Origin of the sequence: Massilia norwichensis, from assembly GCF_024753245.1 — a bacterium.
Classification (GTDB): Bacteria; Pseudomonadota; Gammaproteobacteria; order Burkholderiales; family Burkholderiaceae_D; genus Telluria; species Telluria norwichensis.
Genome location: NZ_JANUGX010000029.1, coordinates 62505 through 80535 on the forward strand (window position 1 = coordinate 62505; position 18031 = coordinate 80535).

General features: G+C 66.0%; 17 protein-coding genes. 11 read left to right on the plus strand and 6 right to left on the minus strand.

Features of this window, described 5'->3' with window-relative positions; genetic code table 11:
* Nucleotides 1-54 precede the first annotated feature (54 nt).
* Both NX782_RS20920 and NX782_RS20925 read left to right on the plus strand, forming a co-directional pair.
* Nucleotides 55-1512 (plus strand): hydroxysqualene dehydroxylase, encoded by a 1458-nt coding sequence (locus NX782_RS20920; RefSeq protein ID WP_258847428.1) that lies wholly within the window; start codon nt 55-57, stop codon nt 1510-1512.
* A 65-nt stretch (nt 1513-1577) separates the two neighbouring features.
* The gene (locus NX782_RS20925) at nt 1578-2354 is read left to right on the plus strand and encodes a glutaminyl-peptide cyclotransferase (protein ID WP_258847429.1); all 777 of its coding nucleotides are present in this window, start codon (nt 1578-1580) and stop codon (nt 2352-2354) included.
* Nucleotides 2355-2385: 31 nt separating this feature from the next.
* Here the strand turns inward: NX782_RS20925 and NX782_RS20930 are convergent, their stop codons facing one another.
* The 4 genes from NX782_RS20930 to NX782_RS20945 all read right to left on the minus strand — a co-directional run bounded on the left by NX782_RS20930 (nt 2386) and on the right by NX782_RS20945 (nt 7287).
* A complete protein-coding gene (locus NX782_RS20930; protein ID WP_258847456.1) occupies nt 2386-3402 on the minus strand; it encodes a zinc-dependent alcohol dehydrogenase family protein in 1017 nt (338 codons plus the stop codon).
* Nucleotides 3403-3730: 328 nt separating this feature from the next.
* Nucleotides 3731-5479: a DUF885 domain-containing protein gene (locus tag NX782_RS20935; RefSeq protein WP_258847430.1), complete on the minus strand. Its 1749-nt coding sequence runs from the start codon at nt 5477-5479 to the stop codon at nt 3731-3733.
* 33 nt (nt 5480-5512) lie between these two features.
* On the minus strand, nt 5513-5980 hold the full coding sequence (locus tag NX782_RS20940; protein ID WP_258847431.1) for a DUF2269 family protein: 468 nt from the start codon (nt 5978-5980) through the stop codon (nt 5513-5515).
* Nucleotides 5980-7287, minus strand: coding sequence for an SDR family oxidoreductase (locus NX782_RS20945; RefSeq protein WP_258847432.1), 1308 nt, complete (start codon nt 7285-7287; stop codon nt 5980-5982). Before NX782_RS20945 ends, NX782_RS20940 begins: the two co-directional genes overlap by 1 nt.
* A 25-nt stretch (nt 7288-7312) precedes the next feature.
* On the opposite strand from NX782_RS20945, the gene NX782_RS20950 reads away from it, so the two are divergent.
* Nucleotides 7313-7777 carry a hypothetical protein gene (locus tag NX782_RS20950; RefSeq protein ID WP_258847433.1) on the plus strand — a complete coding sequence of 155 codons (465 nt, stop codon included), beginning with the start codon at nt 7313-7315 and terminating at the stop codon, nt 7775-7777.
* A gap of 42 nt (nt 7778-7819) precedes the next feature.
* Nucleotides 7820-8251, plus strand: a complete 432-nt coding sequence (locus NX782_RS20955; protein WP_258847434.1) for a hypothetical protein — start codon at nt 7820-7822, stop codon at nt 8249-8251.
* Here NX782_RS20955 and NX782_RS20960 read toward each other — a convergent pair.
* Nucleotides 8239-10746: a TonB-dependent receptor plug domain-containing protein gene (locus NX782_RS20960; RefSeq protein ID WP_258847435.1), complete on the minus strand. Its 2508-nt coding sequence runs from the start codon at nt 10744-10746 to the stop codon at nt 8239-8241. The two genes, NX782_RS20955 and NX782_RS20960, sit on opposite strands and share 13 nt — an antisense overlap.
* A gap of 225 nt (nt 10747-10971) precedes the next feature.
* Nucleotides 10972-11904, minus strand: a complete 933-nt coding sequence (locus NX782_RS20965) for a DUF808 domain-containing protein (RefSeq protein WP_258847436.1) — start codon at nt 11902-11904, stop codon at nt 10972-10974.
* A 195-nt stretch (nt 11905-12099) separates the two neighbouring features.
* On the opposite strand from NX782_RS20965, the gene NX782_RS20970 reads away from it, so the two are divergent.
* From NX782_RS20970 to lipA, 7 genes are all read left to right on the plus strand, one after another.
* Nucleotides 12100-12327 carry a BrnA antitoxin family protein gene (locus NX782_RS20970; protein ID WP_258847437.1) on the plus strand — a complete coding sequence of 76 codons (228 nt, stop codon included), beginning with the start codon at nt 12100-12102 and terminating at the stop codon, nt 12325-12327.
* A 121-nt stretch (nt 12328-12448) separates the two neighbouring features.
* Nucleotides 12449-12733, plus strand: coding sequence for an HU family DNA-binding protein (locus NX782_RS20975; RefSeq protein ID WP_258847438.1), 285 nt, complete (start codon nt 12449-12451; stop codon nt 12731-12733).
* A gap of 93 nt (nt 12734-12826) precedes the next feature.
* The gene (locus tag NX782_RS20980) at nt 12827-13462 is read left to right on the plus strand and encodes a LysE family transporter (protein WP_258847439.1); all 636 of its coding nucleotides are present in this window, start codon (nt 12827-12829) and stop codon (nt 13460-13462) included.
* Between the two features lie 115 nt (nt 13463-13577).
* A complete protein-coding gene (locus tag NX782_RS20985) occupies nt 13578-15773 on the plus strand; it encodes a DUF6600 domain-containing protein (protein WP_258847440.1) in 2196 nt (731 codons plus the stop codon).
* A 69-nt stretch (nt 15774-15842) separates the two neighbouring features.
* Nucleotides 15843-16115, plus strand: coding sequence for a DUF493 family protein (locus tag NX782_RS20990; protein WP_258847441.1), 273 nt, complete (start codon nt 15843-15845; stop codon nt 16113-16115).
* Nucleotides 16116-16211: 96 nt separating this feature from the next.
* A complete protein-coding gene (gene lipB / locus NX782_RS20995; RefSeq protein ID WP_258847442.1) occupies nt 16212-16889 on the plus strand; it encodes a lipoyl(octanoyl) transferase LipB in 678 nt (225 codons plus the stop codon).
* A gap of 29 nt (nt 16890-16918) precedes the next feature.
* Nucleotides 16919-17911 (plus strand): lipoyl synthase, encoded by a 993-nt coding sequence (gene lipA, locus NX782_RS21000; RefSeq protein WP_258847443.1) that lies wholly within the window; start codon nt 16919-16921, stop codon nt 17909-17911.
* Nucleotides 17912-18031 lie beyond the last annotated feature (120 nt).

Genomic DNA, 18031 nt, shown 5'->3' on the forward strand with positions numbered 1-18031 from the left:
CCCCAGCCTGCTTCACCGAACATGAGCGGACGCTCAAATGGGAAGGACGTGCGCATGAATCAGGAACAGGTGGTGGTGATCGGCGGTGGGCTGGCGGGCCTGTCCTGTGCGGTGGCGCTGGCCGACCGCGGGTTGAAAGTGACGGTGCTGGAAGCGGCGCCGGGCCTGGGCGGCCGGGCATCGAGCTGGGCGGAAGCGGCTACCTCCGACGTGGTCGACATCGGCCCGCACATCTTCCACTCCGAATACCACAACATGCTGACCTTCCTGGAGCGCCTCGGCACCAGCCGCCTGATCACCTGGCAGCCAGGCAAGGTGCTGACCATCGCCAGCCAGCCGCAAGCCCTGGCGCTGGAGCACGCGCCGCTGCCGGCGCCCATGAGCCTGATGCCCAGCATCTTCAAGGCGCCGGGCCTGCACCTGGAAGACTATCTGTCGATGGCGCCCACCGCCCTGCGCGGCATGGAATTCGGCGAGGAAGAGGTCGAGCAGCTCGACGCCATCAGCGCCCTCGATTTCCTGCGCCAGGAGGGCGTGAGCGACAACATGATCGACTGGTGGTGGCGCTTCGCGGCCATGGTCGTGACCAACGTGCCGCTGGAGCGCTGCTCGGCGGCGTCGCTGCTGCGCGTCCACGCCCAACTGTCCGGCTACAAGGACCTGCACTTCGGCTTCGGTGCGGTCGGCCTGGGCGAGCTGTACACCGACCAGGCGACCAAGTTCATCGAGGATGCCGGCGGGCGCGTGCTGACCAGCGTAAAAGTGGCGTCGCTGCTGCTCGACCGCCGCATCGATGGCGTGCTGCTGGACGACGGCACCAAGTTGTTCGCCGAGACCACGGTCAGCGCCGTGCCGCCGCAGCAGTTGTTCGACATGCTGCCACCGAGCCTGGCCACACAGGCGCCGTTCGACCAGTTCGATCAGTTCGAGCCCAGTCCCTACATCTCCTGCTACCTGTGGTTCGACCGCGACCTCGAAACCGAACGCTTCTTCGCCCACAAATGGTCGCCGCGGCGCCTAAACTACGATTTTTATGATCTGTGCCAGATCCGCCATGGCTGGGAAGGCCGCCCGACGGTCATCGCCAGCAACATCATCTACAGCCACCGCGCGCATGGCATGACGGACGAAGAGATCGTCCGCGAGACCGTCGCCGAGATCGCCGAATTCGCGCCGCTGGCCGCGCAAGCCAAGGTGGTCCACGCCGACATCCACCGCATCCCGATGGCGATCCCCTGCCCCACGGTCGGCTTCGAGCGCAAGCGCCCGCCGGCGCGCAGTCCCGTACCGGGCCTGGTGCTGGCCGGCGACTGGACCCGTACCCATATGCCCTGCACGATGGAAGGCGCCGTCAAATCCGGCTTTACGGCCGCCGAGGCAGTGCTGGCCGAACGCGGCGAGCATCTGCAGCTGGCGATCCCGGCGCGCACTTACGACGGCATCGCCGGCATGGTACGCAGCGCGGCGGCTGGCAAGCGTGGCGTGCCACCCGCGCCAGAGTCGCAAGGCTGAGGTCAACCGGCGCATCCCTGGCGCGTTGCTGGCATACTAATGCCGTCACCGCACCAGGAGTCATCTTGAAGAAATTCGCATCGATCACCCTCGCCTCTGTCCTGCTTGCGGGCGCGTGCCTGGCCCAGGCCGCCCTGCCGGTCTACGGCTTCGTGGTCAAGAACACCTACCCGCACGATCCGCAGGCCTTCACCCAGGGCCTGTTCATCCGCGACGGCCAGCTGTACGAAAGCACCGGCCAGAAGGGCCAGTCCTCGCTGCGCAGGGTCGACCTCAAGACCGGCAAGGTGCTGCAGAAGAAGGACCTGGCGGCCGAGTACTTCGGCGAAGGCTCGACCGCGGTCGGCGACACCATCGTCGGCCTGACCTGGCAGTCGAACGTCGGCTTCATCTACGATGCCAGGACCTTCGCGCTGAAGGGCCGCTTCAACTACAAGGGCGAAGGCTGGGGCCTGGCCAGCGATGCGAACAACGTCTACATGAGCGACGGCAGTGCCGAGATCCGCATCCTCGACCCCAAGACGCTGGAAGAACGGCGCCGCATTCGCGTGACGGCCGAGGGCAAGCCGATCACCCAGCTCAACGAGCTTGAAGTGGTCGAGGGCGAGATCTACGCCAACGTCTGGGGCACGGACGCGATCGCGCGCATCGACCCGGCCAGCGGCAACGTGGTCGGCTGGATCGATCTCACCGGCCTGCTGCCGCCGGCCCAGCGCGGCACCAGCAACGTGGATGCGGTCCTGAACGGTATCGCCTACGATGGCAAGCATCGCAAGCTGTATGTGACCGGCAAGCTGTGGCCGAAGCTGTACGAGATCGAGTTGGTGCAGATTCGGCGCTAGCCTTGCGTGGGCACGGGGTGCCCACCCTACATCACGTTACGGCGATTACGACTTTGCCGAAGTGCGAGCCCGACTCCATGTGGCGGTAGGCCTCTTTTGCCTGATCGAAGGTGAACACGCGGTCGACCACCGGCTGCAGGCCGCTGGTATCGGCAAAGCGCATGACCTTGTCCAGCATGCTGCGGCTTCCCACGAAAATGCCGACCATGCGCTTGGCGCTGGCCAGCAGGGTGGCCGGATTGACCTCGCCGCCGAAGCCGCTGACGCCGCCGATGATGGCGATGCTGCCGCCCATCGCGGCTGAGGCCACCGAGCGGTTCACGGTGCCCTTGCCGCCGACTTCCAGCACCACGTGCGCGCCGACGCCATGGGTCAGGCGCAGCACCTCTTCCTGCCATTCCGGGAAGGTGCGGTAGTTGATCGTGTGATGCGCGCCCAGCTCCCTGGCACGCTGCAGCTTCTCGTCGCTGGACGAGGTGATGATGGTCTTCAGGCCGGCCGCGATGGCCAGCTGCATGCCGAGCACCGAGACGCCGCCGGTCCCTAGCAGCAGCACGGTGTCGCCGGGACGGATGTTGTTGCTGGACTCGAAGATCGCGTTCCAGGCGGTCACCCCGGCACAGGGCATGGTCGAGGCATCCACGAAACTCATCGCCGGCGGGATCCTGACCAGCGCATCCTCGGATAGCACGACTTCCTCGGCCAGCATGCCGTCGATGTCGCCGCCCAGCGCGTGGCGCACCTTGTCCGGCCCGGTCGGACCGTCCTGCCAATGCGGGAAGAAGGAAGCGGCGACACGGTCGCCGACCTGCACCCGGCTCACGCCCGGCCCCACCGCCAGCACCTCGCCGGCGCCGTCCGAGCAGGGAACGATCGGATCGTCGACGGTGACCAGGTAATTGCCGGTCGCAACCATCAGGTCGCGGTAATTCAGGGACACCGCATGCACGCGCACGCGCACCTCGCCGGTGCCCAGTTCACGTTCGGGAAAATCCACGCACTGCAGCCCGTCGATACCATCGCCAGGAAGAATCTGGTAAGCCCGCATCATTGCCCTCCGTCCATCGCTGTTGCGCCTGCGAACACCCGCGTCCGCACGGCAGGACGAATATTGTGACCCCAAGGTCCAGTATCTGGCGCACGCAAAAAAAGCCCGTCCTGGCAAAGGACGGGCTTGTGCCTGCGGCGGCGCCGGGCTCAGACGCGGCGTACCGGATTGCCGTGGTAGGTCTGCTTCATGAATTTCGACTGCACTTTTTTCAGCAGAAAACCGGCGATGGCCATCATGATCATCTTGCGCATAATTATCTCCGTCCTGTAGATAAAGGGTTAGCGATTACCTTACCCAAAACTTCAGACCGGTGGCGCTCACTAGCTCACTTTTTCTGCGACGGGATGAAATCCCTGAGCACCGCCTCGCGCATCAGCTGCGGCGGCAGGATGCCCTGGGCGATCACGAAGTCGTTGAACGCCTTCAGTTTGAAACGCTCGCCCAGTTCGATCTCGGCCAGGGTCTTCAGTGCGCGCAGCTTGACGTAGCCGTAATAGTAGGCGGTGGCCTGGCCGGGGTTGCGGTAGGAATAGCGGTCCACTTCCGACTGCGCGAAGGGTTCCGACAGCACCACCTCCTTCATCAGGAAAGCCTTGGCCTGTTCCGGCGTCATGCGGCCCAGGTTGATCTGTGGGTCGAGCATGGCGCGCGCCATGCGCAGCAGGCGCGCATGCAGCGATACCAGCTGCCCTTCCGGCGGCATGTAGGGCAGCACCAGCGCTTCCGAATACAGGCCCCAGCCCTCGACGTTGGTGCTGTTGAAGGCAAAGCGGGCGCGCGCCACCGACATGCCCTGCTCCACCATCGACGCGAACTGCAGCTCATGGCCCGGACGCGCTTCGTGCGCGGCCAGGGTCCAGGACATCGCCGCGAAGTCGAAGTCGTTCATCTTCTCCTTCGACTTGGCATTCGGGTTCGCCAGCGGGATCACGAATTCGCCGTATTCTCCGGTGTTGCCGATCATGCGCGGCGGGTTCATGAAGGGCGCCGGCGAGCGCGCCGCCTCGGCCGGGGTCGCGGTGCGGATGTTCGCCTCGCGCGTGGGCAGGGTCACCAGGTCGTGCTGGCGGATGATGGCTTCGATGTCCTTCAGCCGCTCGCGGTAATAGGGCAGCAGCTGCTCCGGCGGGATCGCCGTCTTCTTCAGTTCGCGCATCACGTCGCGGTAGTCGCTCGACTTGAAACCGCGCTGCGCCGCGACCGTGTTCGCCACCACCTGCATCTGGTCGCGAACTTCCTGGAAATCGAAGCTGGCGCGCTCGATCATCTGCTCCGGCGCGATGTCGACGCCGACGTTGCGCAGGCGGTTCACGTAGATCGCTTCCGGCAGTCGCACATCCTTGCGCGCGCGCGGCAGGATGCGGCCTTTTACGAAGGCGTCGTAATCCCTGACCTGCTGGCGCAGGCTCGCCAGGTCGGCTTCCCAGCCGCTCAACTTGGCCTTCTTGAAGAGGTCTTCGATGCCGTCCAGGTAGGTGGCGTTGTTGTTCAGGCCTTCCTCGACCTCGCCCACATAAGGACCGATCAGCGCCTTGTTGGCCAGGCGCTCCTCGGTACGCGCGCGCACCAGCGTGGCGATCGGGGTGCTGCCCGGCTCGGTGCCGGCATAGCGCTTCAGGCGCACCAGCGCCAGCTTCTGGCGTTCCGGCTTGTTGCGCGGGTCGAGCAGGGCGCGCAGGCCGCCGAATACCAGCTCGCCGACGTTGGTGTAGTCGAGCAGGTACTGGCGCTCCAGCTTCATGCTGGTCACCTGCTTCTCGCGCGAGTCGATCAGGATGTCGAGGTCCTGCCCGACCTTCGGATCCTTTTCAGCTGCGCGCTGGCGGCGCAGCTCCAGCAGGCGTTTCTCGGTGTCGGCCAGTTCGCGTTCGTAGTCGCGCGGCTTGAAGTCGGCGACCATCGTGTCGAAGCTCTCGTCGCCCAGCTGGGTCGATTCCTCGGGGTGGTATTTGCCGGTGTCCTTCAGGACCGGTTGGGTGTAGGCGTCGCTGCGTGCGACCCATGCAGGGGGTACGGCGGCGATTGCATTGCTGGCGGCGAGAACGAGGGCAAGACCAAGCTTGGAACGCGACATGCGGCTTCCTTTGCAAAAAGGTAAAAGCGCATTCTAGACCGGCTTGCTGACCATGAACCAGAAAATGAAAACGAAGGCGATGAAGGCGGGAATCCCCAGCGCGACCCAGGTTTTAAAATATTTCCAGTACAGCGGCGGCAGCGTCGTGCTGCCGGTGCGCACCGCCTCGGCAGCGATGTCGCGCAGGCGCATCTGCAGCCACACCACCGGCAGCCAGCAGGCGCCCGCCAGCACATACAAGGCCACCGACCACATGATCCACTTGCTATGGAAGGGATAGCCGGCCAGGTGCATCATGTAGAAGCCGGTAGCTGGCTGGGCGATAGCAGTGGTGGCCGTGAACAGCCAGTCGGCGATCACGACGTACTTGCTGACCACGGCGATCGCACGCACGTCGCGGCTGACGTTCGCGAACAGCATGTACCAGGCGGAGCCGATGCCGGTGCCGAACAGGAAAGTCGACGACAGGATATGCAGCCATTTCACGACAACGTAATCCATTATTTCTCCTCGTCTTCGAGCTGGTAGAGCAGCCAGATGGCGGCCAGCATCGGCAGGTTCTTCGTCAGCGGTCCATAGGGGTGGACCAGGAATTCCGGCAGCTTGAACGCGATCACCACCGTATAAAAACCGATCAGCCCCAATTGTGCCAGCCATAGCCAGCGCCTGCGTTTTACAAACAGGATGCCCAGGCCCAGCAGCAGGTCGAAGGCGGACGCACCGTACAGCATCAGCGGCTGCAGCTCGGGCGGGATGCCGGTGCGCGCCAGCAGCTCGTAACTATCCGTCACCGGATACACGAAGGCCGAGACGAAGGCGGTGACGATCCACACCAGCGCGATGCTGATGCGCAGGATGGGCAGCAGCCAGTCCAGTTTTGCGCGCGCGCGCTCGGCCCGCGGATCGGTGACGAAGGAAGCGATCGCGCGCGCCGGCCGGCCCAGCAGGCGTAGGGTCGGGCCGGGGTCGTCGGTGTTGCCGCGGTCCAGCATGCGCAGCGCTTCCGGGTCGAGCAGGCCGCCCGGCAGCCAGCGGCCGAGCCGCGCCAGTCCGCGTGCGACCTTACCCGGCAGGCGCAGCACGCGCAGCCGGTTCATGCCCATCGCGCTGCGCAAGGCTGCCAGGTAGTCCGTGAAGGGCAGCGCCTGCGGTCCGACCAGCGCGATGCGCTGCACGGTGCCGGCGGACGCCGCGCCGTCCTGGTCGAGGTACAGGCGCCGGCGCAGCAGGGCAACGATGGCGGCTACCACATCGTCGACGTGGATCGGCTGCACCAGCTGCGGCGCATCGCCGAAGCGGACTGCGAAGGGCATCGAGGCCAGCGCCTTGAACACGCGCGCGCTGGTGCCGTCGCTGCCGTACACCAGCGAGGGCTGGACGATCGCGGCGCGCACCGGCAGCGTGGCCAGGTAGTCGTCGGCGGCCTTCTTCGACAGGTGGTAAGCGGTGTCGGCCTGCGCATCCGCACCCAGTGCCGAGAGTTGCACGACCATGTGCACGTCGTGCGATTCGGCACAGGCCGCGAACAGCGCGCGCGGGGTCTGCACATGCAGTTTGTCGAAGGTCTGGGCGCCGCTCTCGCGGAAGATGCCGACGGTGTTGATCACCGCGTCGATGTTGGACAAGCGCGCCAGCCAGGCCGATTTGTCGGTATCTTTGGTGAAGTCGGCGTGAATGAAGGACAGGCGAGCGTCATTGCTGGGCTTCACCTTGCGCACTGCGCAGACGACCTCGTGGCCTTCCGCCAGCAGCGCCTGCAGCAGATGTTGTCCAATGAATCCGCTTGCACCCGTCAGCAAGATCCGCATGCACACCCTTTCGTAAAGGACCGATATGGAACCATGGAAAACTGCATGGCAGCGCGGCCTGGTCGGCGGCGCGAGCTCCAGCCTGCTCTCGACTGCCGCCCTGGTCGCGCTCGGCAAACGCGAAGCGGGCAGCGCCTATGCCCCGACGAATGCCGTCAGCCACTGGATCTACGGCGACAAGGCGACCGGCCGCCACGGCGCCTCGGCGCGCTACACCCTGCCCGGCTATTTGATCCACCACGGCTGCGCGACGTTCTGGTCGGTGATCTTCGAGCGCCTGTGCGGCGAGCTGCTCGACCGCAAGGACCCCGCGCTGACGCTCGGCATCGGCACGGCCTCGGGCGCCGTGGCCTGCTTCGTCGACTACCAGCTGACGCCCGACCGCCTGAAACCCGGCTATGAAAATCACCTCTCGCGCCCCGCGCTGGCCGTGGTCTACGGCGCCTTCGGGCTGGGCCTGACGCTCGGCGCCATGCTGTGCCGCCGCTGAGCGCTACTCCCTTGTTCGAAGTGTAAGCGAGAAGGGAAAAGCGTGCCGCCCGCCGACATCCCTCTCTTCATCTACGCCCTGATGCTGCACGGCCTGATCGGCGGACTGGACGTGTTCGTCAACCACGAGCTGCTGGCCAGGTTGCCGCGTCAGGCCTGGGCGGCGCCGGAGCAGCGCATGCACAGCGCGCGCGATGTCGTCGTCGAAGGCGATACCCGGGTCTTGCCGAAGCCGGAGCGGGTGCTGCACCTGTTCCTGTTCATGAACCTGGGGGCGCTGCTGGTGCTGGTGGGACAAATGGTGTATGGCTGGCATGCCTTGCCGGACGGGATACAGCCCACCGATTACGGCTGGGCGAGCTGGGTACTCAGTACGATGGGCATCGGTGCCTTGGTATGGGCGATCCGGGACGGCCTTGTAGGGTGGGCACACCGTGCCCACGATACTGCCCACCCCACCGATCAGAAGCTGTAGTTCGCCCGCGCGTAGATATACCGGCCACCGGTGCCGAACGGCGTGTAGTTGGCGAACGGCGTATTGCTGGTCGTATTCAGCGACGGCGGCAGCGTCTCCGAGTACTGGTCGAACAGGTTGTCCACACCCAGGGCCAGGTTGATCTTCGGCGTCAGCGCGACACGGCCTTCCAGGTCGACCAGGGTCTTGGCGCCCAGCTCGAAGTCGAAGGCTTGCGTCGTGCCCGGCGACAGCACCTCGCCGTAGCGGGTCGCGCGTGCAGTCAGCCCCCATTGCGCCAGCTTCCAGTTGACGCTGGCCGTGATCTTGTTCTTCGGCTGTCCCTTCTCCATGGTCAGCACGTTCAGGCGGTCGAACAATACCGGCGCCGGGTTCAGCGCCGCCAGCTGGGCCGTGGTCGGCACCTTTTCGACCTTGGTGCGGTTGAAGTTGCCGGCCAGGGTGAAGTCGAAACGGCCGCTGCTGCCCAGGTTCAGCGGGTAGTTGGCGACGATGTCCACGCCTTCGGTCTTGGTGTCGACGCCGTTGATGAAGAAGCGGCCGCCGCCCACGCCGGTGAAGCCGCGCGAGACGATGTAGTTGCGCACCGCTGCCGAGGTCAGGTTCTCCGACAGGACGATGCGGTCGGTCACGTCGATGCGGTAGGCGTCGACCGTCACGGTCAGCGGATCGAAACGCATCACCGCGCCGATCGAGACGTTCTTCGACTTCTCGGCCTTCAGCGGCTGGGCGCCGAGCGCCACCGCGACCGGGTCGGTCGGCTTGAAGGTCGTGATCTCGAACGGCACGCCGTTGATGAAGTTGGTCGAGGTCGAGGTGAAGTTCTGCTGCTGCAGCGAAGGCGCGCGGAAACCGTTCTGCAGCGCGCCGCGCAGGGCGAAGGTTTTACTGAAGTCGAAGCGCGCCGACAGCTTGCCGGACAGGTTGCTGCCGAAGTCCGAGTAATGCTCGCCGCGCACCGCCGCCGACAGCAGCAGCTGGTCGGTGACGTTCGCCTCGAGGTCGACGAAGGCGCCGACCGCGTTGCGGTGGGCGTCGGTTTCGTTGGCTGGACGGAAGCCCGGGAACACCTGGGCGCCCGGCGCCGCCGGGGTGCCGTTGGCCAGCACCTCGCCGCCGTAGCGGTAGGAGTCCGGTTCGCCGGCGTTCAGCTGATAACCCTCGCGGCGCGCCTCGATGCCGACCGCGACGTTCAGCGGCGAGGCCAGCGAGGGCATGTCGACCTTGCGCACGCCGGTCAGGTTCAGCACCGTCTGGTCGTAGCCGAAGCCGCCGGCATCGAACACGGTCTTGCTGGACGCGCCGATCGAGCGGTTCAGGGTGTTCTGGATTTCATAATCCATCTTGTTCTTGCCGTAGACGATGGACGCGTCCATGTCCCAGGCGCCCAGCGTCCAGGTCACGCCGCCGGCGGCGCTGTAGTCGTCCACGGTCGGGGCGATGATCGGCAGGAAGCCGTTCGGGTAGATCGAGGGGATGTTGCGCACGTCCTGCGGGGTGCGGAAGTAGCCGGCCGAACGGGCGTCGCGGTTCTGGTAGCTGGCCCAGCCGTAGATCTTGACGTCGCCGCTGAGGTTGTTGCCGGCGTTGACGAACAGGGTCGACTGCTTCACTTCCGGCTCGCCGTACCAGGCGTCGAAGCGGTTGATGGTCAGCTCGCGCGGATCGTAAGCGGTGCCGATCTTCGGATACAGCTGGCGCATGTCGTAGCCGGCGCGTTCGGTGTGTTCCTGGTTCTTGTATTCGGCGGCCAGGGTGACGTAGCCACTCTCGCCCCACGGCAGGCCCTTCCAGGCGCTGACGGTGGTGGTCTGGCCGTCGGTGCGCTTGCGCGAATTCGGCGCGGTCCAGGTGGCGCCGGCCGGTGCGACATCGTTCAGCAAGTCGTATTCGGTCTTGTGCAGGCCATACACGACGGTGCCCTCGCCACCGCTGCGGTCGGTGCGCAGGCGGACGTTGACCACGCCGGAAATCGCATCCGAGCCGTACTGGGCGGCGGCGCCGTCACGCAGCACCTCGATGGTCTTAACCATGGCCGATGGGATGGTATTCAGGTCGACCGCCGCCGAACCGCGGCCGATGCTGCCGTTCAGGTTCACCAGCGACGAAGCATGGCGGCGCTTCGAATTGACCAGCACCAGCGACTGGTCCGGTGCCATGCCGCGCAGCGTGGCCGGGCGGATGGTGTCAGTGCCGTCGGTCAGCGAAGGGCGTGGGAAGTTCAGGGAAGGCAGGGCGACCGACAAAGCCTGGTTCAGCTCGGTGGAACCGGTGGTTTTGAGGGTCTCGGCGGAGATGATGTCGACCGGCGAAGCGGTGTCCAGCGCAGTGCGGTTGGCGACCCGGGTACCGGTGACGACCACGGTGGCGGCATTGCCCGGCGTGGCGCTGGCGCTGGCGGTGTCGCCGGTTTCCTGGGCTTGGGCGGCGCCTGCGAACAGGGAAGCAATCGACAGGGCGACCAGGGTTTTTTGCGGTGCAAATCCTTGTTTCATCTCTTGTTCCTGCTTGTTGGGATGTCAACGATACTGTTCCGCAGGTTTATCGTTGTCAATTAACCCAACTTGTAGAGATGTAATTACGCAACATTGCGCGTATGTCAGGAAACTGTAAGCAACACGTCGTTTCCCCGCCACCACCCGTCGTTCCCGCCACCACCCGTCGTTCCCGCCACCACCACGTCGTTCCCGCGAAAGCGGGAACCCATACGTCGCGTGCGTTTAATGCTTCCCGCGCAAGCGCTGAACGATCGTCACCCCCAGCAGCACGACAGCGCCGATAATCACCCCGGCCACCGCATCGATCAGGGTCGGCGTCACCGCTGCCAGCAGACCGCCGACCAGCGGCACGCCGGACACCGCATGCGCCGCGCCCTCCGCCAGGTGGTGCAACGGCTCGACGGCATGGCCGATGATGCCGCCGCCGACCATGAACATGGCGACCGTGCCGATCACCGACAGCGCCTTCATCAGGCGCGGCGCGGCGGCCAGCAGCAGGTTGCCGATCGCGCGCGTGGCGGCGCCGCTCTTGCGGCTCAGGTAGAGGCCGAGGTCGTCGATCTTGACGATGCCGGCGACGATGCCGTAGACCCCGATCGTCATCGCCACCGCCACCGCGACCAGCGCCGCGACCTGGGCGCCGAAGGAAGCGCCCTGCTCGTTGACCACGCCCAGCGAGATCACGATGATTTCCGCCGACAGGATGAAGTCGGTGCGCACCGCACCCTTGATCTTCTCCTTTTCGACTTCGCGCATGTCGGCCTTGGCCGCCAGCGCCGTCGCCAGCTCTTCTTCGTGGGCGGCATCCTCGGCGCTGCTGTGCAGGAATTTGTGGGCCAGCTTCTCGAAGCCCTCGAAGCAGAGGTAGGCGCCGCCCACCATCAGCAGCGGCGTGATCGCCTGCGGCAGGAAGGCCGAGATCGCCAGCGCGGCCGGCACCAGGATCGCCTTGTTCTTCAGCGAGCCGACCCCGACCGCCCATACCACCGGCAATTCGCGGTCGGCGTTCACGCCGGTTACCTGCTGGGCATTCAGGGCCAGGTCGTCGCCGAGTACCCCGGCGGTCTTCTTGGCTGCCACCTTGCTCATCAGGGCAACGTCGTCGAGCACGCTGGCGATGTCGTCGATTAACGCTAATAAACTACCTGCAGCCATTGTTCTGCCTCCAATATCAAGATGGCCACATCTTAACTGAGGCGTCATGACATCCTCACACGGTTCAGACGCGTTTTTTGCGTTTCATCCCTGAAAATCTGCATCTCGTCGCTTTCCGGCAGAGGCATCGTGCCGGCCTACGTATAGTGACAACATTGGCTGCGGTACAGCAGCCTTGCCGACGAAGGAGATGCCATGACCACCAATTTCGCCAATTTCGCCAAGCTCGAGCTGCCGGTCGCGCCGCGCCGCCGGGCCCGTCCGCCGAAGCGCAAGACCCGCATCACGATCTACCTCGACGATGAAGTGCTGGACGAGTTCCGCTCGCGCGCCGAGCGCACCGGCACCGGCTACCAGACCCTGATCAACGCCGCCCTGCGCACCCGCCTGGCTGTGCAGGAGGCACCGCTCACGCCCGCCTGACCCCGCCCAAAACGCAGAAAGCCCGCCACGACAGGGCGTACGCGAAGCGTGCGTCTTGCCTGGAGATTACACTGGGCAATTAATTATGCTAATCTTCCGGCTCTTTCAACCCGGAGGATTTATGAAAAAAGGCGAACTGATCGCTGAATTTGCGAAGCGTACCGAAATGTCGGGTGCCGCTGCCAACGAAGCAGTCAACACCATCATCGACATCATCACCGAGCGCCTGAAAAAGGGCGACACGGTCGGTATCACCGGCTTCGGCACGTTCTCGATCACCAAGCGCGCTGCCCGTAAAGGCCGCAACCCGGCAACCGGTGAAGTCATCAAGATCGCCGCATCGAAGACCCCGCGCTTCGCTGCCGGTGCGACCCTGAAGGCCGCCGTCAACCCGAAGAAGAAGTAAGCTGTATCTCCGCGGCGGGCCGCAGTCCGGTAGCATGCCGGTTCCTGCGCCCTGCCCGTCCCCATTTCCGCATCACCCCTATTCTCCTTTCCCATGCTGCTCTCCACCTGGATCGCGTTCGTCATCGCCGGTGTCCTGATTGCCATTTCTCCCGGTTCCGGCGCTGTGCTGTCGATGTCGCACGGCCTTGCCTACGGCCTCAAGAAGGCCAGCGCCACCGTGCTGGGATTGCAGCTGGGCCTGATCCTGGTGCTGGTCATCGCCGGCGCCGGCGTCGGCTCGCTGGTGCTGGCCTCCGAGTCCGTGTTCACCGCCGTGAAGATCGCCGGCGCGCTGTACCTGATCTGGCTGGGCATCGGCCAGTGGCGCGCCAAGGCCAAGGCGAGTGGCGTGCCGACCGCCGGCCTGGCCGCCCATCCCTCGTTCCGCCAGCGCGTGCTGACCGGCTTCCTGACCAACGCCACCAACCCCAAAGGGATCATCTTCATGGTCGCGGTGCTGCCCCAGTTCATCTCGAAGGACGGCTCGATGCTGCTGCAGCTCGCCATCCTGGGCGTCACCATGGTCACCATCGACACCACCGTGATGCACGGCTACGCCTTCCTGGCCTCGTCGATGCAGCGCTTCTTCCGCGACGAACACGCGGTCAAGATGCAGAACCGTTTCTTCGGCGCGGTGCTGATGGTGATGGGCTGCCTGCTGTTTTTGGTAAAACGTGGCCACGGTTGAGCTTTGTATCGTCAATAGCTGTTTCGCAACGATTTGTAACGGCTGTCGGCGCCACTGGTCCCTGTCGCGTTGTTTACTGGTAAAACCTAACAACAATCCACGCTGGAGACATGCGATGTCCAATCCGATCCTGAAGACGGCCCTGGCGCTGGCCTTTACCACCCTGTCCGCGCTGGCCGTGGCGGCGGACGAACCCCCGGCGCGCGTCGGCCGCATCGCGCTGACCCAGGGCATCGTCAGCATCGGCGGCGACGTCGGCGCCGAGATGAACCCGACCCAGGTCAACTGGCCGGTCACTTCCGGCAATATGGTCACCACCGGCCTCGGCGCCCGCACCGAGCTGCGGGTCGGCTCGACCTCGATCCGCCTGGACGGCGATTCCTCGCTCGAAATCATCGAACTCGACGACGACAGCATCCGCCTGCGCCTGCACTACGGCAGCGCCAGCGTGCGCGTGCTGAACCCGGACGTGCTGCGTGGCTTCGAGCTGGTCACGCCGCAGGCACGCGTGCGTCTGCAGGAGCCGGGCCGGGTGCGCGTCGATACCGAACGCGTGCGCGACACCAGCGCGGTCAGCGTGTTCGCCGGCATGGCGCTGGTCGAATCGGGCGGCTCGCAGCTGGCGGTGCGCGCCGGCAAACGCCTTGACGTGACCGACGACGACATGCGCACCGCCAGCGCGGTGCAGGATGCCTTCGACAGCTGGTCGGCCTCGCGTGACCGGATCGAGGACAACGCGGCATCGAGCCGCTACGTGACGGCCGAGATGACCGGCTACGAAGACCTCGACCGCTACGGCAGCTGGCGCGCCGACAGCGAATACGGCCCGCTGTGGACGCCGCAGGTGGCCAGCGACTGGGTGCCCTACCGCGACGGCAGCTGGACCTGGATCGACCCCTGGGGCTGGACCTGGGTCGACAACGCGCCCTGGGGCTATGCCCCCTTCCACTACGGCCGCTGGGTCTTCGTGAACAATCGCTGGGCCTGGGCCCCGGGCAGCCGCGCCGAACGGCTGGTGTGGGCGCCGGCGCTGGTCGGCTGGGTCGGCGGCGCCGGCTGGGACATCACCTTCCGCGACCGCAGCCGCCGTCCCGGCTTCGGCTGGTACCCGCTGTCGCCGCACGACCGCTATGTGCCGTCCTACCACGTGTCCGCAGACCGCCTGCGCTGGCTGAACAACCATGTGCGTCCCGATCCGCGCCGCGGCCGCGATTACCGCCCGCACGGCCTGACCGTGGTGCCGCAGGACCGCTTCGGCCCTGGCGGCCGGGTCAACGTGCCGCGCGCGCCGCTCGCCACCGTGCCCCCTAGCCTGGTGCACAACGGCCAGAACATCGGCATCCCGCCGGCCAGCGCCCCGCCGGCGCCGCCCGGCCGTCCGCACCGCGGTGCGCCGTCCGATCGTGCCGATCGCAACGGTGACCGCGACGGCGGACTGGGGCGCCCAGACCGGCTGCAGAGCGGCCGCATCGAGACCGGCCGTGCCGACCGCGACGGCGACCGCGACGGCGGACCGGGCAAGCCGGACCGCTTCGACCGTTCGCAAAGCGGCCGCATCGAGACCGCGCGCGTCGACCGCGACGGTTTTGCGCGCCAGCGTCCGCCGGTACAGCAGCAGGCCCCGGGCCTGGTGCCGGTGCCGCCGCCGGTCAAGGCCCAGCCGGTGGTGAGCCCGACGCCGCACATCGCACCGACGCCGCAGCCGCTGACCGGCAACATGCCGCCCGTGCAGCAGCCGCCGAACCAGGGCTGGCAGCGCCCGGACCGCCGCGACTGGAACGGCTTCGACCGCGACCGCCGCGACGGCCGCGGCAACGACGAGCCGCGTCGCGAACGCCGGGACGATGAGCGCCGCGATGAGGAGCGCCGTGGCGACGACCGCCGCGAGCGCCGCCAGCCGCCGGTATCGATGGCAGCGCCGGCCGCGCCGGTCCAGCAGACGCCCGTGATGGTGATGCCGCAGCCGGCATCGCCGCCCGCATCACAGCCTTCCTCGCAGCCTGCTTTGCAGCCGATGGCGGAAGCGCGCTTCGAGCGTCCGCATCGCGGCGATGGCGAGCGCGGCCGGGAAGCGCCGCAGCGCTTTGCAGCGCCTACGCCTGCGCCTACGCCTGCCCCCGCGCCGGTCGCCGCACCGGCACCGGCACGTGCCCCCGCGCCGGTTGCTGCACCCGCACCTGCGCCGGCCCCGGTCGCGCGCCCTGCGCCGCCGCCACCGCAGCCGCAAGCGAGCGCGCCGCCGCGCCCGGCACCTGCGCGGGCCGAGGAACGCCGCGGCGGCGGCGAGCACGGCCGCCAATCCGAGCGCTGAACCGGTCTGCTCCGGGTTGCGTCAGCGGCGCAACCCGGACAGATTGGCTACAATGCGGGTTTTACAGGAGTGGCCATGGACCCGAAAGAATCCCTCATCGAATACCCCAGCGATTTCCCGATCAAGGTGATGGGTGCGACGCATGAGACCTTCGCAACGACCATCCTCGAGCTCATCGTCCTGCACGACCCGACTTTTCATGAAGGCAAGATGGAAGTGCGTCCTTCGTCCAAGGGTTCGTACACCGGCCTGACCGTGACCGTGCGCGCGACCAGCCGCGAGATGCTGGACAAGCTCTACACCGAGCTGTCGAAGCATCCGATGGTCAAAGTCGTCCTCTAAGCGACACTGAGCAACAGTATTCAGGGGTCCTGCGGGCACGGGACATGAGCCTGGCTTATAATGTCGAGGCATTCCATTCCCGTCCCCACAGTTTCCATGCCAGCGAACCGCCCTGCCATCCGTGAGCTCGGCCGCGCCGATTACGACACCGTCTTCGCCGCCATGCGCGCCTTCACGGATGCGCGCACGCCCGATACCCCCGACGAACTCTGGATCGTCGAGCACCCGCCGGTGTACACGCTCGGCCTCGGCGCCGACCCCGGCCACATCCTGAGCGCCCACGACATTCCCGTGGTGCAAACCGACCGCGGTGGCGAAGTGACCTACCACGGTCCGGGCCAGGTCGTGATCTACCTGCTGATGGACCTGCGCCGCAACAAGCCCGGCGGCAAGCTGTATGCGCGCCAGTTCGTCAACAAGATCGAGCAGGCGGTCATCGATGTGCTGGCGGCGTATAATCTGGCAGGTGAACGCGTCGACGGCGCGCCCGGCATCTACATCGCCGAAGGACCGCGCAAGGGCGCCAAGATTGCCGCCCTCGGCCTGAAAGTGCGCGGTAACGGCTGCACCTACCACGGCGTATCGCTGAACGTGGCGATGGACCTGGCGCCCTTTACCTGGATCAACCCGTGCGGCTATTCCGGGCTGGCCACGGTGGACATGCGCACCATGGGCGTGGAAGCGCCGCTGCATGACGTCCAGCAGGCGCTGGCGCAGGCGCTGGTGCGCCATCTGGCGGTCGAGCCAGAAGCCGCAACGATCAACTCCAACTGAACGCCCATCGGGCGAAAGAGCAAGAGCACATGACTTCCGAAATCGATACCGGCACTGCCGCAGCAGTGGCCTACAACGCCAGCGCCAAGCAGAAAGGCTCCGACAAGACCTCGCGCATCCCGATCAAGATCGTGCCGATCGAGCAGCACGAGCGCCTCAAGAAGCCGGACTGGATTCGCGTCAAGGCCGCCACCGCGTCCTCGCGTTTCTACGAGATCAAGGACATCCTGCGCGCCAACAACCTGGTGACCGTGTGCGAGGAAGCCAGCTGCCCGAACATCGGCGAATGCTTCGGCAAGGGCACCGCCACCTTCATGATCATGGGCGACAAGTGCACCCGCCGCTGCCCGTTCTGCGACGTCGGCCACGGCCGTCCGGATCCGCTGGATGTGAATGAGCCGGGCAACCTGGCCAAGACCATCGCCGACCTGCGCCTGTCCTATGTCGTGATCACCTCGGTCGACCGCGACGACCTGCGCGACGGCGGCGCCGGCCACTTCGTCGAGTGCATCCAGAAGACCCGCGCATTGAGCCCGAACACCAAGATCGAAGTGCTGGTGCCGGACTTCCGCGGCCGCCTGGAAAAGGCGCTGAACATCTTCGCCGACGGCCTGCCGGACGTGATGAACCACAACTTGGAAACCGTGCCGCGCCTGTACAAGGAAGCGCGCCCGGGCGCCGACTACCAGCACTCGCTGGTGCTGCTGCGCGATTTCAAGGCCAAGTACCCGAACGCGGTCACCAAGTCCGGCCTGATGGTGGGCCTGGGCGAGACCGACGAGGAAATCCTCGAAGTCATGCGCGACATGCGCGCGCACGACATCGACATGCTGACCATCGGCCAGTACCTGGCGCCGTCGAACTCGCACCTGCCGGTGCGCCGCTACGTGCACCCGGACACTTTTAAAATGTTCGAAGAGAAGGCCTATGAGATGGGCTTCGTGCACGCGGCCGTGGGTGCGATGGTGCGTTCGTCGTATCACGCCGACCAGCAGGCGCACGAGGCAGGCGTGGCTGCGTAAGCCAGTCTTTTCCAGCAGTACAGCGTGGGCGGAGGCCGCCCACCCTACGGAATATGATCCGGTAGGGTGGGCGGCCTCCGCCCACGGCTTTTTCTCCAAGGCTAGCTGAACATGGCCCAT